The sequence below is a fragment of the Geomonas silvestris genome (assembly GCF_014193515.1).
GTDB lineage: Bacteria > Desulfobacterota > Desulfuromonadia > Geobacterales > Geobacteraceae > Geomonas > Geomonas silvestris.
Genome location: NZ_BLXX01000005.1, coordinates 1 through 22,551, shown reverse-complemented (window position 1 = coordinate 22,551; position 22,551 = coordinate 1). Strand labels below are relative to the sequence as shown.

Below are 22,551 nucleotides of genomic sequence, written 5' to 3'. Positions count from 1 at the left end.
AGGTTCGAAGCCCAGGTGACCGGATCGTCGCCCCGGCTCAAAAAAGGGAAGCCCTTCTGGGTGTTAACTTAGAACGTAGAACATAGGAACCTAGAACTGATTTCAGTTTTTTTTAGTCGTGCCCTTGTTTTTTGGCGGGGGGATGACTAGGTTTCCAGCGATAGTTACCAAACATGGAGGATCAACAGACATGAGCAAAGTGATAGGGATCGACCTCGGGACCACCAACTCCTGCGTCGCAGTGATGGAAGGTGGGGAGCCGGTTGTCATAGCTAACGCGGAAGGTAGCCGCACCACCCCGTCCATGGTGGCCTTCGCCGAGAGCGGTGAGCGTCTGGTCGGACAGCAGGCCAAGCGCCAGGCGGTCACCAACCCCGAGAACACGCTGTACGCCATCAAGCGTCTCATCGGGCGCAAGTACGACACCGAAGCGGTGAAGAAGGATATCGCCATCTCGCCGTTCAAGATCGTCAAAGCCGACAACTCCGACGCCTGGGTAGAGGTGCGCGGCCAGAAATATTCCCCGCCGGAAATCTCGGCCATGGTCCTCATGAAGATGAAGAAGACCGCCGAGGACTACCTGGGCGAGACCGTGACCGACGCGGTCATCACCGTCCCGGCCTACTTCGACGACTCGCAGCGCCAGGCAACGAAAGACGCCGGCAAGATCGCCGGCCTGAACGTCCTGCGCATCATAAACGAGCCGACCGCGGCAGCTCTCGCCTACGGCCTGGACAAGAAGAAAGACGAGAAGATCGCCGTGTTCGACCTGGGCGGCGGTACCTTCGACATCTCCATCCTGGAACTCGGCGAAGGGGTCTTCGAGGTGAAATCCACCAACGGCGACACCTTCCTGGGCGGCGAGGACTTCGACCAGAAGATCATCGACCACATCGCCGACGAGTTCAAAAAGGACCAGGGGATCGACCTCAGGGGCGACAAGATGGCCCTGCAGCGCCTCAAAGAGGCCGGCGAGAAGGCGAAGTGCGAACTCTCCACCTCGCTTGAGACCGATATCAACCTCCCGTTCATCACCGCCGACGCCTCGGGTCCCAAGCACCTGACCATGAAGCTGACCCGCGCCAAGCTGGAAGCCATCTGCGCCGACCTGATCGCGAAGCTCGAAGGCCCCTGCCGCACCGCGCTCAAGGACGCCGGTCTCTCCCCGAGCGACATCGACGAGGTGATCCTGGTGGGCGGCATGACCCGCATGCCGATCGTGCAGAAGAGGGTGCAGGACATCTTCGGCAAGGCCCCGAACCGCGGCGTGAACCCCGACGAGGTCGTGGCAATCGGCGCGGCCATCCAGGGCGGCGTTTTGAAAGGCGACGTGAAGGACGTGCTCTTGCTCGACGTCACCCCGCTCTCCCTCGGGATCGAGACCCTGGGCGGCGTGATGACCAAGCTGATCGACAAGAACTCCACCATCCCGTGCCGGAAATCGCAGGTGTTCTCCACCGCAGCCGACAACCAGCCGGCGGTCTCCATCCACGTCCTGCAGGGCGAGCGCGAGATGGCGGCGGACAACAAGACCCTGGGCAACTTCGAGCTCTCCGGCATCCCGGCCGCACCGCGCGGGGTCCCGCAGATCGAGGTGACCTTCGACATCGACGCGAACGGCATCGTCCACGTCTCCGCGAAGGACCTGGGCACCGGCAAGGAGCAGTCCATCCGCATCACCGCTTCCTCGGGTCTCTCCAAGGAAGAGGTCGAGAAGATGGTGCGCGAGGCCGAGGCGCACGCCGCCGACGACAAGAAGAAGCGTGAGCTGATCGAAGCGAAGAACCAGGGGGACAACCTGGTCTACTCCACCGAGAAGTCCCTGGGCGAGTTCGGCGACAAGATCGACGCCTCCGAGAAGCAGAAGATCGAAGAAGGGATCGCGGCCCTCAAGAAAACCCTCGAAGGGACCGATGCGGAAGAGATCAAGAAGGCGAGCGAAGCGCTCATGCAGGCCTCGCACAAGCTGGCCGAGGCGGTCTACGCCAAGGCACAGGCAGCCGGTGCCGGTGCCGAAGCGGGCGCCGAGGCCCAGGGTGCCGAGAACGGCGGCGCAGCCAAGGGCGAGAAGGTCGTCGATGCCGACTTCGAAGAAGTAAAAGACGACAAGAAGTAATGCTCGCATCCCGGGCCGGTCTTTCGCTATAATCGGCAGGGCAGTTTAAACCATCAAAAAAACGCGGGCAGCGTCTCAAAAAACCGGGACGCTGCTCTTTGCGTTAGCAAGGGATCTATCTTGGCAAACGGCGACAAGCAGGATTACTACGAGACACTGGAAGTCAACAGGAACGCCTCCGAGACCGAGATCAAGAAGGCGTACCGTCGTCTTGCGGTCAAGTTCCACCCGGACAAGAACCAGGGAGACCGCGAAAGCGAGGAGAAGTTCAAGGAGATCACCGAGGCCTACGAGGTCCTCTCTGACGCCGAGAAGCGGGCGCGCTACGACCAGTTCGGCCATGCCGGCATGGGGGGCGGCTTCTCCTCGGGCGGTTTCGGTGCCGGCACCCCCTTCGGCGACATCTTCGGTGACATCTTCGGCGAGGTGTTCGGTGGCGGCGGGCGCAGCCGTGCCGGTCGCGGGCGCCGCGGCGACGACCTGCAGTACAACCTCGACATCACCTTCGAAGAGGCCGCCTTCGGCATCGAGAAGAAGATCGACATCCCCTACAACAAGCGTTGCGAGGCCTGCGGCGGTTCCGGCGCCAAGGCCGGCACCCAGCCCAAAACCTGCCCCACCTGCCAGGGTGCCGGGCAGATGCGTTTCCAGCAGGGTTTTTTCAGCGTCTCCAAGACCTGTTCGCACTGCAACGGCGAGGGGCGCGTGGTCGAACACCCCTGCCCCAGCTGCCGCGGCAACGGCACCGTGCGCGACAAGAAGACCATCTCGGTCAAGGTCCCGGCCGGGGTCGAGACCGGCATCCGCCTGAAACTCTCCGGCGAGGGGGGCCAGGGGGCCAAGGGGGGCAGCAACGGCGACCTCTACGTCGCCCTGAGCGTGCGCGAGCACCCCATCTTCCGCCGCGAGGACAACGACGTCATCTGCGAGATCCCGATCAGCTTCACCCAGGCGGCCTTGGGGTGCGAGATCGAGGTCCCGACCTTAGACGGCAGGGTGAACATGAAGATACCGGAGGGAACCCAGTCCGGCGCCATGTTCCGGATGCGCGGCAAGGGGGTCCCGGCCCTGCAGGGTTACGGGCGCGGCGACCACCTGGTGGTTGCCAAGGTGGAGACCCCGACCAACCTGAACAAACAGCAGCGCGAACTCCTGGAGGAGCTGGCGCGGATCAGCGGCGAGGACGCGAATCCGATGCGCAAGAACTTCTTCTCCAAGGTGATGGATATCTTCAACTAGATGCGAGCCTGGGCGCGGGGCAGCTTGGGGCTTCTCCTGGCGCTTTGCCTCACCGCCCTCCCCGCCCACGGCCAGACACCACTCCCCGAGCCGCAGCTGCTGGAAAACGGCAGCTACGGCCCGGTACTCATCCAAAAGATCCAGCAGGCGAAAAGGCGCATCATCTGCGTCTTTTTTCTTTTCAAGATCGCCGACTCCCCGCGTAGCCTGCCGCGCGCCGTGGCAAGCGAGCTGATCGCCGCCCAGCGCCGCGGGGTGGACGTCACCGTGGTGCTCGACGCCACCCGCCAGACCCAGGCCGACAACCGCAACGCCACGCGCCTTTTGGCCCAGGGGGGCGTCCGGGTCGTCTTCGCCCCCGCAGGGAGCACCACCCACGCCAAGGCCGTCGCCATCGACGAGCGCTACGTCATCGTCGGCAGCCACAACCTCACCCAGTCCGCCCTCACCCGCAACAACGAGCTTTCGCTCCTTATCGACTCCCCAACGCTCGCCGCCCGGATGCAGCGCTACCTGCAGCGACTCAGCCAGCCGCGCCGTTAAAAAATCGCCGCCAGCCTCCGTTTTTCCTTGAGCTCGGCCACGGGATTCTTGGACTCGCAGGGGACCTTCACCTGGCAGAGTGCGCACCCCGCCGGCCCCCTGAGGCCGTAGGTCGCCGACAGCGCGATCGACTCCCGCCCGTAGGCGTAGCTTGCGCAGATGGTCTTGTCCTGCCCCTCTTTGGAGATTGCCTGCCCCGGGCAGCGCCGCACGCAGGCGCCGCAGCTGCCGTTGTAGTAGAACAGGCACCCCTCGTTGGGATCGCTCAACTCCTGCGGGTCCGGCTCGAGGGCGATATCGATCACCACCGAACTTAGGTACACGGCACTCCCGAGCGACGAGATGAAGCCCCTGCTGAGCCCGAAGCTTCCCAGCCGCGCCGCATAGCCGATATGGCGCTCCGACCAGGTGGAAGACTTGCCGGTCGGGGTATCGACCATCCGAAAGCCCGGCCCGTCGACCGGTGCCACCCCGCGGTAGCCGTCATCGGCCAAGAAGTGCAAAAGTTTCGCACGCAGCTCCTTCATCAGGGTGAAGTAGCTTAGATGGTAGGCCTCCGTCACCTGGCGCGAGGGGCGCTCGACCTGGTGGCGGTTGGAGTCGCGCAGCTCCTGGCTCCAGGGCATCACCCAGCTCACCACCGTGCCGCCGTGCCAGCTTCCTTGACCATGCACCGCCTCGAACGCCTCGCGCGGCGTCAGGTGCCAATCACCGACCGCCTCCTTGAAGTGCTCGAAGACCGGATCGTCGGCGGAGGCGAAACCTACCAGCGGTGCCGTGAAATACGGTGCGTTCAGCGCCTGCGACCAGTTCTTTTCGTTTTCCGTCACCAGCCGGGTGATGGTGCGACGAATCTGCTCCTTCATCAATCTCCTCCTCGGCGCCTCTATGTGGCGCTACCGCTGCTGCTCCGACAGGTTCTTCCGGAAATCTCAGTGACGTCCTCGCGTCGAGTCCCCTCTCCCCTTGCGGGAGGGACAGGGTGAGGGGGAAGGCGCCACGGAGGTAACCAAATAACAGCTGTTTTCTCGACGGCTGCTTCCCCCACCCCACCCGACCTGGCAGTGCGGCCCTGCTCGACGGCACCACCGGGGATTGTTTTTTAAAAAATGTTGTATATGCAACCGAAACAATAAAAAAAATCCGCCGATAAAAATCAGCGGATCCGTTCCGCCAACAGGCGCAGCGAATCGGAGCCCTCAGCGCCAAGAAGCGCCTGGGCCTTTTCCTGGGCCTGCTGCCAATGAGGGTGCGAGTCGACCAAGAGTTTCTGTCCGGCCGGGGTGATGCGCAGCAGTTGGCCGCCACGTCCGCCACGCTCGACGACCTCGATCCAGCCGCTCTTTCTCATGCGGTCCACGTTGCGGCTCACGGTCGACTTTTCCATCTGCAACCGGTTGACGATGTCGCCGGGACTCGCCTCGCCGGTTCTGGAGAGGAACACCAGAATGCTCGCCTGGTTGATCTTGATTCCAAAAGGCATGAGTGCGCGGTCGTAGATGCCGGTGATCACCCGGCTCAGGCGCCTGGCCTTTCCCGCCAGGCATTCGTTCGCTATGGTGACGGCTAGATTTTCAGCTGTTGGATCCATACGTTTCCCCTCAGTTGCATATGCAACCAATACAGTCCCGCCCGTTTTCTGTCAACTAATTTTTCCTGAGCCACACCGCCTGAGCCCGGGAAACTAAGAGAATCTGTGCACGCAGCGCTACGGCTGACGTCACGAGCCCCCTTTTGGAAAGGTTCTTCCGGGTGTTCTCTGCGAAACCTCAGAGCCTCTTTCTACGCAGCACTGCTGCTGGCCACACGTTCCCCCCTTTGAAAAAGGGGGAACGTACGAACCCTGTCACCGGCTAAAGATTGTGCGTCCCTGGCACGACAAGAGTTATAATCCTGCCACAATTTCCCCTTTTGCTTTACTCGGGGTGCGGCTCGAGGCAGAATAAATTTTTTATGGAATTTTTATGGTTTGTTTAAGAGCAGTTTAGATCTCTTTCGTACTGTAGCCTCATCAACAACCAAGGAGGCTACACCATGAATAAAGCAAAACTGCTCTACGACGTGACGAGGATTCTTAAGAACAAGGAGAGGATCGACGGGGTGCTCACCACCTTCGTCCAGAAGGACCAGGAAGAGATCTTCTCGCTGCGCAACCAGTTCGCGAAAAGCGGCGACCTGGCGACCACCGACGTGACCTGCGAAGTGAACCTCGAGGGGAAGAAGGTGAAGCGCGAAAGCCACACCGAATTCTCCGGCTCCGGCCCCTGCTGCCACGGCGACAAGCTGCGCCACTTCTTCCACCACCGCCACGGCACCGAGGGTGGCAACTGCATCAAGGGGTTCTTCTCCCGGCTTTCGCTCCTGTTCGGGCTCTTCGGCGCGGTGAAAGCAGAGGAGCACGAGGGGGGATCCATCCTCATCTCGCTGAACCTCGCCGACCTCCCCGAGGAGCTCAAGACCGAGGTTCGCGAACGGCTGAACGGCCGCTGCTGCCGCGCGGAACGGGACGATAACCCGCGCGCCGCGCAGCACGGCCACCACGGCCACCACTGGCACCACGCCTTCGCCGACGGCCCGCACAGCGTCGAGTCCCTCGACGGCCTCTTGCTGGTGACCCTCAACAGCAAGCGCGAGATCGAGAAGATCTCCCTGCACCTGGACGGCCGGGTGCTGAACCAGAAGGACGAGTCCCACGCCGTAACCGCGACTGCCGACGTGCAGTTCGCCTGGTAGCACCGAAGGGGCGCCGGTGCCGCAAGGTCCGGCGCCCCCGGAAACATTCCACCGCGAGCAGGAAAAGTGTCTCACGGGTTCCCTCTCCCCTTGCGGGGACAGGGTGAGGGGGAAGGCGCCACGTCATCGCCTGTGGCAGCTTCACCCACCCCCCGGCCCCCTCCCGTCAAGGGAGGGGGAGGTCCGTAACACCAGGAGTATCAATGAACAGGTATGAGAGCAGGTTGGGCAGATGCGCGGCTGGCGAGCGCTGCGAGGGGCTGCAGGAGCGCCTGCGCCACGTGCACGACCACTTCCACGGCCACCGGCACGAGTTCCAGCAGTACCACCGGTTCTTCCACTTCGCGCGCCCGGTGATCCTCATCTTCAACCTGGTCCTGCTCTACCTGCTCTTCACCTGGTCCGGGTTCAAGGCGGTCGGCATCTTCTTCGCCGTCCTCATCGTGGCCAAGGAGATCTTCCTGCTCTTTTTCCTCTTGCGCCTGGAGCGGCGCATCATCACCCCGATCGAGGCGCTGCGCGAGGGGGTGAACGAGATCGCCAAGGGGAACTACGACGTCTGGGTGGAGAGCCCGGCGCCCAACGCCCTGGGGCTCTTGACCGCCTCCTTCAACGAGATGGCACTGCAGCTCAAAGAAAACGAGCGGCTCCAGGCCGAGTACGAGGAGAACCGCAAGGCGCTCATCGCCAACATATCGCACGACCTGAAGACCCCCATCACCGCGATCCACGGGCACATCGAGGCACTTTTGGAGGGGCGCAGCTTCCCTCCCGAGACCCGGGAGAAATACCTCAAGGTGGTGCACCACAACGCGGTCTACCTGAACCGGCTGATCGACGACCTGTTCCTCTTCTCCAAGCTGGACATGCAAAAACTCGAGTTCCATTTCGAGAGGACCTCGATCCGCCACTACCTGCACGACCTTTTGGAGGAGTACCAGCTGGAATTCGAGGGGGCGGGGATCGGCTTTTCCTACCTCGATCAGCTCTCGGACGACCCCCAGGTGGTGCTGGACGGCAGGCGCTTCTACCAGGCCATCAACAACATCGTCTGCAACGCAAAGGGGCACGGCAAGAGCAAGCGACTCTCCATCTCGTTTCGCCTGTACCGCAACGGGGAGCTCATCGCCCTCGACATCGCCGACAACGGGCCCGGCATCCCGCAGGACAAGCTCCCCTTCATCTTCGACCGCTTTTACCGGATCGATTCGGAGCGCACCAAGGACCTGGAGAGCACCGGGTTGGGCCTCGCCATCACCCGCGAGTTGGTGCAGGCGCACGGCGGCGAGGTCTCGGTCGAAAGCGTCGAGGGGGCCGGTGCCTGCTTCACCATCGTGCTGCCGGCTTACAGCGTGGAGATAGGGGCGCCATGAAAAAAGTGCTGATCATCGAGGACGATCTGAACATCGCCGAACTGGAGCGCGACTACCTCCAGTTGAACGGCTACCACGCCGAGATCGAGGCGGACGGCCGCAAGGGGCTCGCCAGGGCGGTGACCGGCCGCTTCGACATCGTGGTGGTCGACCTGATGCTCCCGGGGTGCGACGGCTACGAGATCATCCGCGCCATCAGGAAGGACCACGAGATCCCGGTCATCGTGGTCTCGGCAAAAGACGAGGAGATCGACAAGATCCGGGGGCTCGACCTGGGCGCCGACGACTACCTCACCAAGCCCTTCAGCCCCGCCGAGTTCGTGGCGCGCATCAAGTCGCACCTGAAGCGCTACCAGCGCCTCAAGGGGGAGACCGGGGGCCAGGAAACCATCCTGCACCGCGGCCTCGAGATCAACCCCGCCTCGCGCCAGGTGACGGTGAACGGGAAAGACGTACAGCTCACCACCAAGGAGTACGACCTGTTGCACTTTCTGGCGAGCCACCCGAACATCGTGTACACCAAGGACCGGCTGCTCGACGCCGTTTGGGGCAACGGCTACTTCGGCGACACCGCAACCGTCGCCGTTCACATACAGAAGATCCGCAAGAAGATAGAGCCCGACCCCGCCCTCCCCGTTTACATAGAGACCGTCTGGGGCACCGGCTACCGGTTCAACCCGTAAGCTGCGCCCCCAGCTGGAGACACCAAAGGGGTAGGGCCCGCACGCCCTACCCCTTTTCCGTTATACCTCACCCCATTCGCGGCTGCCGCCTCCGGTTCCTTGGTAAACCGGGCAACACCGGCGGCCGTTCCTCCGCTTAAAAAACGACCATCTCTGCCGTTTTTTTTGCAGCCCCCTTGCGCCATGCAGGCCGCTATCGGCTGAAAGTACCGTCTTTTTCACTTCTGGCACGTCGTATGCTGAGCATGAGTCAGGCGACAAGCTCCAGACCGGATACCCGGGAGAGGGCAATGACAACAATCGGTGCGCTGCCGGCACAGCCGGCGGTTAAACCGTTTGAGCATCCCTTGTCAGAGAGGTGGGCCATGAAACGCTACGAAGAGAGAGAGGAGTTGCACCAGACACCGTCTGCTCCGAAAAAAGAGGAAGCATCACCCGAGAGCGACGTTGCCAAGGCAGCCTACGCCTGGAACAACGCGCTCAAGCTTGCCGCGGAGAAGATGTGGGGGGAGCGATTTGGGATTCCCCCAAGGCTGACGGTCTCCTGAGTCGCGCCTCCCCTTCCCGCGGCTCAGAGTACGCCCGAATAGAACCTGGTCCAGATGACGAGCAGGATGCCGGCCGCGACCACCCAGACCAGGGTTGCCAGGGTCAGCGTAGCCGCCAGCGGGAACCTGGTGCAGAGCAAGTACACGGTCAGGAGATAGAGGATGTAGGGCGCGAGGGAATAGAGGCCGAAGAGGGCGGTGACCTGCAGGTCCTTGGCCGAGCGCTCGGTGCCGACGACGACGTGGGCGACCAGTGAGAAGGTGGGAAAGAGCGGCACCAGCCCCGCGATGAAGAAGCTTTTGGAGCGCGACAACAGCGCGATCGCTACCACTGCGGCGGCTCCGAAGAGACATTTGACGATAAGAGAGATCAAGACTCCCCCCAACAACGAGGCTTTCGGCTAGGGTTCCGAAAGCCTTTCTTTATTCTCAGGACAAACCCGCCGTACTGTATCCCGGGGAAAACCGCCACAGCTGACGCACGCTGGCCGGCGGATCTTTGCCAGCACACACTACCAAGCATCGGACAGCAATGCCACTAGTTCCTCTCATCATGCTCGCCGGCCGCACCGGAATAAGAAGACTTTAAAATAGATCTATGCTATAAGCCAGCTGCCTTATTCTCCCTGACAGTGAAACGTGGTACAGGGGAAAAGGTACTGCCAACGAGCTTTGGAGATTGGAATACCCGTGAACACCGCAGCCGGACAAGCAGACAAGGCTCTCCAGGCTTCCATGCCACGCTGGCTCTTCATCCTGGCGCTGCTGGGAACCCTGGCCATCATCCTGGCGCGTTCGGCAACTACCCTCGCGGACCCCGATCTCTGGGGGTACCTCTCCTTTGGCCGGCTGTTCTGGACCCAGCCCGGCTTTCCCTGGCACGACACCTTCTCGTACCTGCCGACCAAGCCGCTGTGGGTCTATCACGAGTGGCTCACCGGCGTGCTGTTCTACCCCGTGTACCATGTTGCCGGCGCTGCCGGGATGCAGCTTCTCAAATACGCGCTGGTTGTCGCCACGGTTGCGGCGGTCTGGGCCGCGGCGCGCACGCGCGGCGGGGCGGGTTGGGCCATCCTGGGCTCCCTGCTGTTGATCAGTCCCCACTTCGGGTTCTCGTACTCTCCGGTGCGCGCCCAGGTTTTCACCTACCTCTTTTTCCCGCTCACCCTGCTGATCCTGGAAACCCACCGTCGGGACGGGAACCGCCGCGTGCTCTGGTTTTTGGCCCCCCTCTTCGTGCTGTGGGCCAACTTTCACGGGGGATTCGTCTCCGGCCTCGGGATCATCGGGATCTACGCGGCCGGCGCTCTCCTGGAGCGGCGCGATGTCGTGCCGTACCTCCAGGCGGGGGTGCTCGCTTCCCTGGCAACGCTGGTGAACCCGTACGGCTACCACTACTGGACCTATCTCGCCGACGCTCTCACCATGCCGCGCCCGCAGATCGACGAGTGGCAGTCCTTTACGACCGCCATCGGGGCCGGCGACTACCACGCCAATGCCGTCTTTTTCCTCCTGCTGGCCGTCATCGCCTTGATGATGCTCCTCTCCGCCCGTAAAAAATCGCTCCTGGACGCCATGGTGCTGGGCGTCACGGCCTACCTTGCCTTCGGGCACGTGCGCCACCAAAGCCTCTTCTTCCTGGCGATGGGGGTGCTGGCACCCTCCTACGTCACCCTCGGCCTGGGGGAGGACTACTTCGCCAAAAAGCCGGCAGCGGCACGGAACTGGGCGCGCTACCTGGTCACCCTGGTTTTCGCGGCGTTGCTGGTTCACGGCTGCCGTTCCTTCTGGGGCGCCCACCCTTTCAGCCTGGTCTTGCGCAGCAACGACTCCGAGCAGAACTATCCCGTCGGTGCAGTTCAGTACCTGAAGTCAAAAGGGATCAAGGGGAACATCTTGCCCGAGTTCAGCTGGGGAGAGTACCTGATGTGGGAATTGCCGGGGCAGTGTCGGGTGGCGATGGACGGCAGGTACGAGACGGTGTACCCGCGCGAGGTGGGAGAAGCCTACTTTGCCTTCATGGAAGGTTGGACCCGGGGCAACCGCTACCTCGAAGAGTACCCCCACACCCTGGTGCTCACCCCGCCGAGCACCCCGGCCGCCTGGTACGTCGCCCACCACGGCTGGAAGAAGATCTACGGGGATGCCGACTGTGTCCTTTTCCAGCGCCCGCAGCAATAGTAGCGTCCCCCGTTGTTCTGGTCCCGCAAATTTTCCCCGTTAGCGCTCTCTTGCCATCAGTCGCAGCTCCTCATGACAGTTAGAACTTTATTTGGCGCATAAGCTGTGGTATTGAGGATGGCGCGCATTGTATCGGCCTTTCGCTTGCGATCTCTCAAGTGGACGGCTTTGCTCCTTTTCGGCTGGCAAACGTGTTATGTAGGATACTAAGGGAGGGTCTATGAAAAAATCGGCATGGTTACTTTCGGGGTTGTTGGTTCTGGCATCTCTTACCGGCTGTCAGCAAAATGGTGTGAAGATCGGGGTCTCGGCACCCATCTCCGGCGACATCGCCGCCCTGGGTCAGTCCACCAAGAATGCGGTCCTCCTGGCACAGGAGGAGATCAACGCCAAGGGCGGGATCGACATCGGCGGAAAGAAGCAGAAGGTCACCTTCATCATCGAGGATGACGAGAACAAGCCGGAATCGGCTGCCACCGTCTTCCAGAAGATGATCAACCAGGACAAGGTCGTGGCGATCATCGGTTCGCAGTCCAGCAAGTGCTCCAACGCCGGCGCTCCCATCGCCGAGGCGGCAGGCGTTCCCCAGATCTCCCCCTGGTCCACCAACCCCAACGTGACCAAGGACAAGAAATTCGTGTTCCGCGCCTGCTTCATCGACCCGTTCCAGGGGAAAGCAGTGGCAGGGTTTGCCCGCGGCAAGATGAAGGCCCAGACCGCGGCCGTCCTCTACGACGTGGCGAGCGATTACAACAAGGGGATCGCCGAGGTGTTCCGTGACGAGTTCACCAAGGCCGGCGGCAAGATCGTCGGTTTTGAAACCTACAACACGAACGACAAGGACTTCTCCGCCCAGCTGAGCAAGATCAAGGGCGCCTCCCCGGACGTGCTCTTCCTGCCCAACTACTTCAACGACGTGCCGCTGCAGGTGCAGCAGGCCCGCAAGCTCGGCATGACCTGCAAGTTCATCGGTTCCGACGGCTGGGATAACCAGGAGCTGATCAAGATGGGCGGCAAGGACATGGAAGGCTCCTTCTTCTCGAACCACTACTCCCCGGACGTCGACCGCCCGGCCTCCAAGACCTTCATCGCCAACTACACGAAGAAGTTCAACACCCAGGTGGATGCGGCCGCCGCCCTCACCTACGACTCGGTGTACATCCTCGTGAAGGCCATAGAGAAGGCCGGCAAGCTCGACCCGAAGGCCATCAGGGACGCCATCGCCAACACCAAGGACTTCGACGGTGCCACCGGCGCCATCACCTTCAACGGCTCCGGTGACCCGGTCAAGGGTGCCGTGATGATCCGTATCGACAACGGCAAGTTCGTCTTCGACAGCGCGGTGAATTAGTGATCGCTACTGCCATACAGCAACTGTTAAATGCCGCGCAACTGGGGGCGGTCTACGCCCTCATTGCGCTGGGCTACACCATGGTCTACGGGACCATCCGGCTGATCAACTTCGCCCACGGCGACATCTTCATGCTCGGTGGTTTCGTAGGCTTTCTCCTGGTGTCCGTGATCCCCGGGCTCCCCGTGGCGGTCATGATCCCGCTGGCCATGTTTATAACCGCCATGATCGGGGTCATGATCGAGCGCGTCGCCTACCGCAAGCTCAGAAACGCCCAGCGGATGTCGCTCGTCATCACCGCCTTGGGCGTCGGCATCTTCCTGGAGAACCTGGTGCGCATCCTGGTCGGGCCCCAGGCCCGCCAGATCCCGGCCCAGCTCCCCAACAAGGTGCTGAAGCTTGGCGGCGGCGTGGTGATCACCGAGGACAAGATTCTGGTCATCCTCATCTCCCTCGCGCTCATGGTGATCCTCTGGGTCTTCGTGAACCGGACCCTGATCGGCACGGCCATGCGGGCGGTCGCCGACAACCGGGACGCGGTGCAGCTCATGGGGGTGAACCTCAACCTCATCATCGCCACCACCTTCGCCGTCGGCTCGGCCCTCGCCGCAGCCGGCGGCATCTTCTTCGGCCAGGCCTACTCCATCGACCCCTACATGGGGATTGACCTCGGCTGGAAGGCGTTCATCGCGGCGGTCATCGGCGGCATCGGCTCCATCGAGGGGGCGGTCATCGGCTCCTTCCTGTTGGCGGGGGTCGAGGTACTCACCGTCGCCTACCTTTCCTCCAACCTGAAAAACGGCATCGCTTTTGGCCTGCTGATCATCCTCCTTCTGATTCGACCCAACGGGATCATGGGAAGGGCCGAGCTGAAAAAGGTATGAACATGGCAGATCAACAAGGAAAAACGCTGGTCCGTTTCCGCAACATCGCCATCGCCACGATACTCGTCGCGACGCTGGTGCAGTTTCTGGGGAACGTCGGCCTCTTCAACAACTACTACCTGCACATCCTCACCGTGATCGGGATCAACATCATCCTGGTGGCGAGCCTCAACCTGGTGAACGGCTACCTGGGCGAGTTCGCCCTGGGGCACGCCGGTTTCATGGCCGTGGGGGCCTACGTCGCCGCCCTCATCGCGCTGAAGATCCCGCTGCCGGCCCTGGTGCGCCTGCCGCTCTCCCTTTTAGGCGGCGTGGTCGCGGCGGGAGTCATCGGCTACCTGGTCGGGCGGGTCACCTTCAAGACCGTCGGGGATTACCTCGCCATCATCACGCTGGGCTTCAACATGATCATCGTGAACGCCATCCAGAACATCGACTACCTGGGCGGCCCCCGCGGGCTCACCGCGATTCCCAAGGGGACCAACCTGGTGACGGTGGCGGTCTGCACGGTTATCACCTACTGGATCCTGCGCAACCTGGTGGATTCGGTCTACGGCCGGATGTGGCTCTGCATCCGCGAGAACGCCATCGCCGGCGAGCTGATCGGGATCGACGTGAACAAGGTGAAGAACCTCGCCTTCACCATCGCCGCCGCCTTCGCGGGCCTGGCAGGCGGGCTCTACGCGCAGTACCAGCAGTTCATCACCCCGAAGAGCTTCGACTACTTAAAGACCACCGACATCCTGGTCATGCTCTACCTGGGCGGCATGGGGAGCCTCTCCGGTTCCATCCTGGGCGTCGTCGCCTACACCGTGCTCATGGAGCTTTTGCGCAACGTCCTCGGCATGGTCGCGCCGCAGCTTGCCGACCTGCGCATGCTGATAAGCCCCCTGATCCTCGTGCTCATCATGCTGACCCGTCAGTACGGGCTCATGGGCAACCGCGAGTGGCGCTGGCTCTTGCCGGACCGGAAACAGGCGGAGGGCGGCGATGCTTAAGATCGAGAACCTCACCAGGTCCTTTGGCGGTCTGACGGCGGTCGACGACCTCTCCCTGCACCTGGAGACAGGCGACATCCAGGGGATCATCGGTCCCAACGGCGCGGGGAAGACCACGGCCTTCAACCTGATCACCGGCATCTACCGGCCCGACCAGGGGCGCATTCTGCTCGACGGACAGGATCTCTCAGGGCTCACCTCCGACGTGATCTCCCGCCGCGGCATCGCCCGCACCTTCCAGAACATCCGCCTGTTCGGCAAGATGACCGTCTGGGACAACATCATCACGGCGTTCCACCAGCGCATGGGGCACGGTTTCTGGGATGCCGTCTTCCATCTCCCCCTCTTCAAGAGCCGTGAGCGGGAAGTTTGCAAGGAGAGCCTGGCGTTCCTGGAGCGCTTCGGGCTTGCCGAGCGACGGAACGAACTCGCCGAGAACCTCCCCTACGGCGAACAGCGCCGGCTGGAGATCGCGCGTGCCCTGGCGACCAACCCGCGCGTCCTGTTACTGGACGAGCCGGCCGCCGGCATGAACCCCACCGAGGTCGAGGGGCTCATCGGGCTCATCCGCGACATCCACCGGGAGTTCGACCTGTCCATCCTCCTGATCGAGCACCACATGCCCGTGGTCTTGAAGCTCTGCAACCGCGTCCAGGTCATGGATTTCGGCAGGACCATAGCGGCAGGCGACCCGCACGAGGTTACCGGCGATCCGGTGGTGATCAAGGCCTATCTGGGCGACGAGGAGGATGGGCTGTGAGTATTCTGGAGATCAAAGGGCTGAGCGTTTCCTACGGCGCCATCAAGGCGCTAGAGGGGATCGATCTGCGCATAGAGGAAGGGGAGATCGTCTCCCTTCTGGGAGCCAACGGCGCCGGGAAGACCACAGCGCTTAGGGCGATTTCCCGCCTGCTCCCCATCCAGGGGGGAGATATCCTCTTTCAGGGCAAGAGCATCACCCAGGTGCCGGTGCACGGCGTCGTCTCGCTAGGGATCGCCCACGTCCCCGAAGGGAGGGGGGTCTTTCCGAGCCTCACCGTGCAGGAAAACCTGAAGCTCGGCACCTGGGCCAACAAGAGGAAGAGTGCCATCCCCGACCTGCGCCAAGAGGTGTACCGGATCTTCCCCCGGTTGGAGGAGCGCAAGACCCAGTTAGCCGGCACCTTAAGCGGCGGCGAGCAGCAGATGCTTGCCCTCGGCCGGGCCATGATGACCGACTGCCGCGTCATGCTCTTGGACGAGCCTTCCATGGGTCTTTCTCCGCTCTTCGTAAAAGAAGTCTTCCGGGTCATCAAGGAGATCAACGCCACCAAGGGGACCACCATCCTCCTGGTCGAGCAGAACGCCAACATGGCTTTAAAGATAGCGCATCGCGGCTACGTCCTGGAAACCGGGAACATCGTCCTCGAGGGTACCTCGAAGGATCTGGCCCACGACCCGCGCGTAAAGGAAGCCTACCTGGGGCACCAGTAGCGACGTCGGCTCTGCCAGTCGGTCCGGGAGGCAGGTAGTTTCCCAAGGGTCAAGGCTCGGCAAGCAACAACGATGTGCGTAAAAGGAAGATCGAACAGGCAGGTCAACGTCCTCCGGCCGGAGGCGACCAGAGCCACCACAAAAAAAAGGCCCCGGCACATGCCGAGGCCTTTTTTTATGGTGCATCGGGAAACTCGGGAGAAGCCCAGGTACTGCAACAACAACCTCCCGGCATGTGCACGGTTCATGGTGTGCGACCAGCGCGGCCAAGACTTCGTGCCCGGAGACCATTTCCCCAACCCCGTTTTTTTTTGCGCCGGTTGTTCTTTTGTTTGAACGCCGCAGTTGACAGGGCACCCACACAGGTTAGAATCCACTCACGTTATATCATTTTTGCGTTGTTGGGGAGGAAACATGGCAAGTGTAAAAGATCCCTACGATCGTGGCTATCGTAGCCAAGGGGTGAATGACCTCATCTTCACCACGGACCACGTAGCAGAGAAAGCTGAGGTGCACATCGCCTTTCAGGGGCCGGTTGCGGAGTATGTCACTCTATCGCCAAAGCTTAAGGAGTTTGCTGCAAAAATGGCTGCCGCGCGTGATAGCGGCAATATCGACCTGTTGAACATACTCATGCCACAGGTGGTACAGGCTCTGGATTTCAACGCCGACCATGTCATCAGGTTTTCGGTCTTCCGGCAGGATGCCAGCATCCTCAACAACGCGGGCTACGACTTCAAGCAGCAAAACGGCGTGAAAGTGAGGGTGAATCTTCTGGATCTGATGCCGGAGATTACGTTGAAACACATGGAGGGGGTCGAAGGGGCCTACGTCATCTCGGCAAAACTTGCGAAAGCCGGTGCTATCGTGGAATACATGTGGACCGAGACTCCCGAAGACGAGCAGTCCTGGCAGCGGATCGGCGATGGGACGTTCAATAGGTCCCGCACCGAGGTTCGGGGTGGTGTGCCCACCAAAAGGATCTACGTGAGAGCACGCTACCATGAAAATGGAGCCGTCGGCCGCTGGTGCAAGCCGGTCAGCATAATTCTCCTCTAAGTTTGTTTTTCCTGACCTCGCCTCCTACGGACGGTCCGGTTAAAGCCGGCCGTCCGTTCCCGTCCCTGAACACTAGGCAGAAACGCAAGCGTTCCCCCTTCCTAAAGCTCATCTCCCACCTTTTTTCGAAATCCCTGCAGAAAAAATTGTTTTCAGCCAAGACCGCTAAGACTTTCTTCAGAAAAAAAGTAAATTCTTCAGGTTTTACATTCCTTTTGCCGGAATCGTTTCGATTTTTCCGGAAACCAATAAATTTTCCCGAGTTTTTAAAAGTTTTGCCGGAAAACTTTTAGTTGGGGAAAAACAGTGACAATTTCAGCCGGATCACAACCGAATTTTGAAAAGCACCTCCGGTTTCCGGAAAACTTTTTATATTTTTCCGGAACGAAGAGGATTTCGGACAGGAAAAAATATTTTTTCGAAATTCATCAAAGATTTGGAGAAAACCACGACGATTTCGGAGAAAATATTTTTTGTTTTCCAAAACCACGCTGATTTCCGGCACACCATGAGGAATTTACGAGAAAGATTTTTTATTTTCGAAAATCCATCATGATTCTTTCCAAGAAAAAAGTTTCCTGGGCAACTGCAGGTGGTCTCGCCAATAAAACAAAATTCTCCGCGGAATTCATCATTTTTCGACGGAAAACCTGTTATCCACCTTTTAATCACAGATTTTCCAATTAACCGCCTCCAGATATATCCTTTGAGGGATAAACATATCGACAACCAGCCCGCCTAGCATCAGAACGCCGATCAAACGTACAAGCGCCGTGATCCAAATTATTTTTTCTCGCATAGTGATCTGGATCTCTCGCGGTTTTGTGGACAGTCCGAGACGCGACTAAACTACAACGTCCCTCTCGCGTCCCCCAGTGCGATCGGAGGGACGCTGGTAATTTACATAACGTTCTAGTCATCTCTCCAAATGAGTTACAAAAGTTACCAGCGTCCCCTCGACTGCTTCAGCTAGCTATCCAGCGAAAAGCCTTCCTCACTCAAAGATTGACTGCAGACGCGGCTCTGTTAGAGTTCTGATGAGTGCGCTATGTCATCATAGGAGCAGACAATGAGACAGAAAAGCATCCGCACCATTTCTGGGTTGGCAATAACCAGCCTGGCTCTTTTTTCCTGCGCATCCTTTCCCCGCCTTCCCGGAGATCGAAACCTCCTCACCGATGTCACGTTGCCTGGAGTATCTCGCGAAGCAGTGCTGATGAAACTGGGAGAGCCGTCCTCCAGTTTCGAATCCGGCAGGATTCTCACCTATCGCATCGGTGAGGATGCGGACGGGTACTTCCTCATGGACCGGATGGTCCGCTGGAGCAATATCAAGTACAGCCTTGTCTTCGTCTTCGACAATAACGGGCTCCTGCAAAAACATCGCATGGTTTCGGTGCGATAGGAGTTGGCCTTGGAAAAGCGTCTGATGTGGCCTGCGGAACTGGCATTGCTGGCATGCTTGCTGTTGTCTGGTTGCCTGATCATTCCGACCAACTACTACCAAGGATATTCGAGACAGAACACCGGGACGCAGGCGCCTTCAGTGCTCAAGATAGGTACCTCGCGGGAAGAGGTCCTGCTTGAATTGGGCGAGCCTGACAGGTGCTCCCTCGATGAAACGGAATTCTGGTATGTAGCATCCAAAGTAAGAGCTATCATCATCTTGGGGGACAGGGGTGGTGAGGCGAGCGTAGACTACGTCCACGTGGTTCGATTCGACAAGAGCGGGCGTATCGACTTATTTACCAGCCTGGCTTCCGGCAGCGGTGAAGCATCGTCGGGCGAATGAAGCGGCTTTGGGAACACTTACCAATTGGAGCCACATTCTTCCAGGGAGGCCGACCAACACTCGGCACGAGGGGACCAGCAGAAGAGACCTTTGAGGTAAAACCGCCCCACGACCCGAGGGGAAAATTTGCCGAGGGTCACACAGGGGTATCTGCTGGCGGCCTCACGTCCCCCCTTTGCGAAAGGTGGACAGGGAGGATTTGCCTGTAACAGTACCTATACCTGGCCCCACTACTACAGAAGAACCGCAAATCCTACCTACTGAAGAATACTCTTGAAAAAGGAATACATCTGAGCCAGCGCCTGGGTGTAAACGTCGTCGATAAATATCCAATGCACCGTTGTGCAGACACCGAGGATTGTCATTATCAGTATATGGTTTAGTTTTTCTGTATCTTTTATCACCATAGGTTACCGTTTCCAGTTGAGATAGATAGTTACGTCCGATTTATTATAGTACACGCTGGCAATCTGCCGGTGCTGGAACCCCTGCAACGCCTTGCCGATCGTGTAGCACCTTTGCAAACCCTTCCTGCCAACCACCAACTCTTCAGTATCTTCCGGAGTCATTACCATGCGGTCCTTTCTGCCGGCGAGCATGTCGATGCAGCGTACCCCGTACCCGATCTCACTCGAAGTAACAACCGGTATATTTTCCTCCAAGGCCGGATTGATCCGTTGAGCCGCGGCAGCCGCCAAAGGCCAGGCGCTGTGATAGTATTTTCTCAACAACTGAAGAGTTTCAGGCCTGGAGAAGATGTTCTTATGCAACATCAGACTGGTTCCTGCACCCGCTCCGTTAAGCATGATCCTGGAATTGGTAACCACGATAAAATCATCGCTCGACATGATATCTAAAACCGTGGTGGACGGGTCAACCTTCATGGCATCATGGTTTTTCATGCCGTCTTTGATGAGATAGGTGTAGACAAACGCATCGACCGGCTCTTTGGTATTGGACAGGTTCACGACGCGATTCTGCAATTTGCTTCCGAAAACCGGTGCGGACATAAAAATCGGCGCGTCTGAGGCGAGGTAGCAATTCAACCCTCGGCCTTCACGTGTGATAAAATCCAGCGGTGCCCATACATCGACCAAGCGTCTGATCATCACGTGGGAGTCCTTCAGGTATTTGAACTCCGACGGATGCTTGAAGTTGATTCGGTCGGTAAGGACGGTACCAAGCCGGTAGCTCGGACTTTCCGAAACGGACATGAGAGGCACGGTGACAAAGGACAAGATTATGCAGGCTGACTTTACCAGGTACTCGTAGGCGCGGTCATTGAGTACCACCAGTAATTCGCACAGTGCGAAAAGGGCCACGGCAACCGCGATCAGCCCAAATCTGCCGGTTACGGCAGCATCCCCGACGGGGACCGTCAGCATCAGGAAAAACCCGGCAGGCAGGAATCCAAGTACGGTCCATTTCGCCACACCTACCCTGCCGGGATGCAGTAACCCTCGTCCCGTGACGTACACCCAGGACGAAATTCCGATTCCCCAAAAAACCAGACCGAAACCACCATCGTAACTCCCCACCCCCATGTCATAGAGCGGATACTTGAGCCACCAGCCGTCAAGATTACCCGCGATGTTAGTGGCAACGCTCACCCCTGCAGGCGGGCCCGAAGGGAGTTTGAAGAGGTTGAGGGGATAGGTCGGATCTCCCAATACCACGAAGTTTCTGAGGTACCACCAACCGCACAGTATGAGGATGCTGAACAGATAGCCGATCAGATATCTGGGCCTCGACTTCCATAGCCCCGGGATGATGAGGACCTGGAAAGGGATGGCAAACGCGAGGCAGGTGTATTTCATGCCGCACATAAGCCCGATTGTCATTCCCGTCGCCAGCAGATAGATGACCTTCTGGTTGGTATGAAACAGAATAGCGAAGTAAATTCCCATCATCAGGAACAACGCTACAATAACGTCGATATAATTCCCCCCCGCCTGCATGATAACGACAGGGCACAAGGCATAGAGCAGTGCCGCGAAGAGGGCGTTCTTGCTGGAGATGCCGAAATGGCGAATCAGCGCATACAACGTCGCGATAGAAGCGAAAACGAACACGACATTGAGGCCGCTGAGCATGCGCTGGCTTTTGGAAAAGACCGCGAGCCACATGAACAACAGCTCCGCATTTTGCGGGAAGGCAAAATGCGTCCTCAACGCGACCGGCAAAAGTCTTATTTCATGCGATTTGATGTATTCGAAAATGGTGGGGAGGTGGTAGGCAAAGTCGTCAATGCCCCGGGGGGGCAGGTAATACGCGGCGACCAGCACCCAGGAATAGGCGAATGCGACAAGGATACCCAGGCACACAGTGGGAGCGTCCAGCGCGTCCGCAACTGCACGCTTCAAAGACCCGAGGTCCGCATCTAGCACGGTTTTGAAATCCCTGTTGGTCTTCCGGTAGGCGACTATGAACAAGGCAAGGCAGATTGCTAAGTTGACGGCCGCCAGGTAGGACGCATGAAGGACGCCGAGGAGTCCCAGGGTGAGCTCTGACAGGATGATCTGGGAGCAGAGCATGCCGAACCCAACCAATACACGATTCAGTGCACTTTCAGAGCTGACCTTGGACAAGAAGTAATAGTTCGATACGGCCATTACAGCGGTAATCACAATGCACAATATCATCTAAACGAGCTCCCGTTAAATCGCTAAGAACGTACTCCATACCTTAGTTCAACCATGCCGGCCCCCATGTGCCGAACTGAAAGAAGGCTTAGGGTTGGGCTTAGAACTCGGCGTGGGAAAAGTTGTTTGCCGCTGCCTAAGGTAACTGAACCGATTTGGATGATGAGCTCATCTAGAAGTCCTGCATCATAAAACTGCCCCGCCAAATCCCCACCCCCCACAATCCAGATGTTCTTTGTCCCTGCGGCCACGACCATCTCATTGTGAACCCGTCGCACATCGCCTTTCACGAATCTGATCTCTGCACCTTCTATTGTCGGAAGTACGCGATTGGTGAATACCCAGACAGGCTGAGTGTACGGCCACGGGGATCCGGTCTCGGCAGCAACCTTGTCGGAATTGCGGAGGATCCACTCGTAGGTGGCTGCCCCCATTGTCAGTGCGCCGACCTCAGCAATGAATTCTGGGTAGCTGGAGTCATTCAGATCCGCAAGGGGAAACAGCCAATCCAAGGAGTCATCCTCGGTGGCGATAAATCCATCAAGACTGGATGCCGTGTAGTACTGGGTCTTCATGCCTCCGGTTACCTCTCATAAAGTTCTAGGGGTTTTGCCTCAGGGTGAACGGCGGAGTAAACACATTTTCATCGGTTTCTGCCTACTTCCAGAAACTGCGGAGCCCGCTTCACCCGCCTCTCGTTGGCGCGCTTTATGTCTACTCTCTGGGTTTATCTCGCCCTTGTTCATATTCCGTCAGCTTGATCGGCTCTCACAGACTTTCACCAGCTTCCGCAGGCATATCAAGAGATGGAATTGCCCCGATTTCGTGGACAGTCGGTTAAGCGGCTAGGTTGAGTTGATCGACCTCGAACGGGGTCCGATACCCCAGCGAGGAATGAATCCGTTTGCGGTTGTAGAACCGCTCGATGTAGTCAAA

At 59.3% G+C, this 22,551-nt stretch carries 22 protein-coding genes; 16 read left to right on the top strand and 6 right to left on the bottom strand.

The features are described from left to right. The first annotated feature begins 190 nt into the window (after nt 1–190). The 3 genes from dnaK to GMST_RS09655 all read left to right on the top strand — a co-directional run bounded on the left by dnaK (nt 191) and on the right by GMST_RS09655 (nt 3,898). Nucleotides 191–2,116 carry a molecular chaperone DnaK gene (gene dnaK / locus GMST_RS09665; RefSeq protein ID WP_183354448.1) on the top strand — a complete coding sequence of 642 codons (1,926 nt, stop codon included), beginning with the start codon at nt 191–193 and terminating at the stop codon, nt 2,114–2,116. A 120-nt stretch (nt 2,117–2,236) separates the two neighbouring features. Continuing rightward, nucleotides 2,237–3,355: a molecular chaperone DnaJ gene (gene dnaJ / locus GMST_RS09660; protein ID WP_183354447.1), complete on the top strand. Its 1,119-nt coding sequence runs from the start codon at nt 2,237–2,239 to the stop codon at nt 3,353–3,355. Between the two features lie 24 nt (nt 3,356–3,379). After that, entirely contained in the window at nt 3,380–3,898 is a 519-nt protein-coding gene (locus GMST_RS09655) for a phospholipase D-like domain-containing protein (protein ID WP_183354446.1), read from the top strand. Here the strand turns inward: GMST_RS09655 and GMST_RS09650 are convergent. Both GMST_RS09650 and GMST_RS09645 read right to left on the bottom strand, forming a co-directional pair. Beyond that, nucleotides 3,895–4,764 (bottom strand): (Fe-S)-binding protein, encoded by an 870-nt coding sequence (locus GMST_RS09650; protein ID WP_183354445.1) that lies wholly within the window; start codon nt 4,762–4,764, stop codon nt 3,895–3,897. The genes GMST_RS09655 and GMST_RS09650 overlap by 4 nt on opposite strands. A 290-nt stretch (nt 4,765–5,054) precedes the next feature. Then, entirely contained in the window at nt 5,055–5,489 is a 435-nt protein-coding gene (locus GMST_RS09645; RefSeq protein ID WP_183354444.1) for a MarR family winged helix-turn-helix transcriptional regulator, read from the bottom strand. Nucleotides 5,490–5,932: 443 nt separating this feature from the next. Between GMST_RS09645 and GMST_RS09640 the strand changes: the two genes are divergently transcribed. The 4 genes from GMST_RS09640 to GMST_RS09625 all read left to right on the top strand — a co-directional run bounded on the left by GMST_RS09640 (nt 5,933) and on the right by GMST_RS09625 (nt 9,235). Next, entirely contained in the window at nt 5,933–6,631 is a 699-nt protein-coding gene (locus GMST_RS09640) for a hypothetical protein (RefSeq protein ID WP_183354443.1), read from the top strand. 203 nt (nt 6,632–6,834) lie between these two features. Further along, nucleotides 6,835–8,004 carry a sensor histidine kinase gene (locus tag GMST_RS09635; RefSeq protein ID WP_183354442.1) on the top strand — a complete coding sequence of 390 codons (1,170 nt, stop codon included), beginning with the start codon at nt 6,835–6,837 and terminating at the stop codon, nt 8,002–8,004. Beyond that, nucleotides 8,001–8,687, top strand: coding sequence for a response regulator transcription factor (locus tag GMST_RS09630; RefSeq protein WP_183354441.1), 687 nt, complete (start codon nt 8,001–8,003; stop codon nt 8,685–8,687). Before GMST_RS09635 ends, GMST_RS09630 begins: the two co-directional genes overlap by 4 nt. A 290-nt stretch (nt 8,688–8,977) precedes the next feature. Then, the gene (locus tag GMST_RS09625) at nt 8,978–9,235 is read left to right on the top strand and encodes a hypothetical protein (RefSeq protein WP_183354440.1); all 258 of its coding nucleotides are present in this window, start codon (nt 8,978–8,980) and stop codon (nt 9,233–9,235) included. A gap of 23 nt (nt 9,236–9,258) precedes the next feature. Here GMST_RS09625 and GMST_RS09620 read toward each other — a convergent pair whose 3' ends face one another. Next, nucleotides 9,259–9,609, bottom strand: a complete 351-nt coding sequence (locus GMST_RS09620) for a GlpM family protein (protein ID WP_183354439.1) — start codon at nt 9,607–9,609, stop codon at nt 9,259–9,261. 361 nt (nt 9,610–9,970) lie between these two features. On the opposite strand from GMST_RS09620, the gene GMST_RS09615 reads away from it, so the two are divergent. The 9 genes from GMST_RS09615 to GMST_RS09575 all read left to right on the top strand — a co-directional run bounded on the left by GMST_RS09615 (nt 9,971) and on the right by GMST_RS09575 (nt 18,973). Continuing rightward, the gene (locus tag GMST_RS09615) at nt 9,971–11,416 is read left to right on the top strand and encodes a hypothetical protein (RefSeq protein ID WP_183354438.1); all 1,446 of its coding nucleotides are present in this window, start codon (nt 9,971–9,973) and stop codon (nt 11,414–11,416) included. Nucleotides 11,417–11,636: 220 nt separating this feature from the next. Next, the gene (locus GMST_RS09610) at nt 11,637–12,767 is read left to right on the top strand and encodes an ABC transporter substrate-binding protein (RefSeq protein WP_183354437.1); all 1,131 of its coding nucleotides are present in this window, start codon (nt 11,637–11,639) and stop codon (nt 12,765–12,767) included. Further along, nucleotides 12,767–13,651 (top strand): branched-chain amino acid ABC transporter permease, encoded by an 885-nt coding sequence (locus GMST_RS09605; RefSeq protein ID WP_198424548.1) that lies wholly within the window; start codon nt 12,767–12,769, stop codon nt 13,649–13,651. The genes GMST_RS09610 and GMST_RS09605 overlap by 1 nt, the downstream gene beginning before the upstream one ends. 2 nt (nt 13,652–13,653) lie before the next feature. Further along, nucleotides 13,654–14,649 carry a branched-chain amino acid ABC transporter permease gene (locus tag GMST_RS09600; RefSeq protein ID WP_183354436.1) on the top strand — a complete coding sequence of 332 codons (996 nt, stop codon included), beginning with the start codon at nt 13,654–13,656 and terminating at the stop codon, nt 14,647–14,649. Continuing rightward, nucleotides 14,642–15,409, top strand: coding sequence for an ABC transporter ATP-binding protein (locus GMST_RS09595; protein WP_183354435.1), 768 nt, complete (start codon nt 14,642–14,644; stop codon nt 15,407–15,409). The genes GMST_RS09600 and GMST_RS09595 overlap by 8 nt, the downstream gene beginning before the upstream one ends. A gap of 2 nt (nt 15,410–15,411) precedes the next feature. Further along, nucleotides 15,412–16,122, top strand: coding sequence for an ABC transporter ATP-binding protein (locus tag GMST_RS09590; protein WP_198424551.1), 711 nt, complete (start codon nt 15,412–15,414; stop codon nt 16,120–16,122). A gap of 414 nt (nt 16,123–16,536) precedes the next feature. Next, on the top strand, nt 16,537–17,181 hold the full coding sequence (locus GMST_RS09585) for a hypothetical protein (RefSeq protein WP_183354433.1): 645 nt from the start codon (nt 16,537–16,539) through the stop codon (nt 17,179–17,181). A gap of 1,069 nt (nt 17,182–18,250) precedes the next feature. Then, entirely contained in the window at nt 18,251–18,586 is a 336-nt protein-coding gene (locus tag GMST_RS09580) for a hypothetical protein (protein WP_183354432.1), read from the top strand. Between the two features lie 9 nt (nt 18,587–18,595). Then, nucleotides 18,596–18,973 (top strand): hypothetical protein, encoded by a 378-nt coding sequence (locus tag GMST_RS09575; protein ID WP_183354431.1) that lies wholly within the window; start codon nt 18,596–18,598, stop codon nt 18,971–18,973. 410 nt (nt 18,974–19,383) lie between these two features. Here GMST_RS09575 and GMST_RS09570 read toward each other — a convergent pair whose 3' ends face one another. The 3 genes from GMST_RS09570 to GMST_RS22580 form a co-directional block, all read right to left on the bottom strand. Beyond that, a complete protein-coding gene (locus GMST_RS09570; protein WP_183354430.1) occupies nt 19,384–21,615 on the bottom strand; it encodes a glycosyltransferase family 39 protein in 2,232 nt (743 codons plus the stop codon). 23 nt (nt 21,616–21,638) lie between these two features. Continuing rightward, nucleotides 21,639–22,190, bottom strand: a complete 552-nt coding sequence (locus GMST_RS09565; RefSeq protein WP_183354429.1) for a dihydrofolate reductase family protein — start codon at nt 22,188–22,190, stop codon at nt 21,639–21,641. 262 nt (nt 22,191–22,452) lie between these two features. Then, on the bottom strand, nt 22,453–22,551 hold a 99-nt coding region (locus GMST_RS22580; RefSeq protein WP_371873112.1), incomplete at its 5' end, for an IS3 family transposase.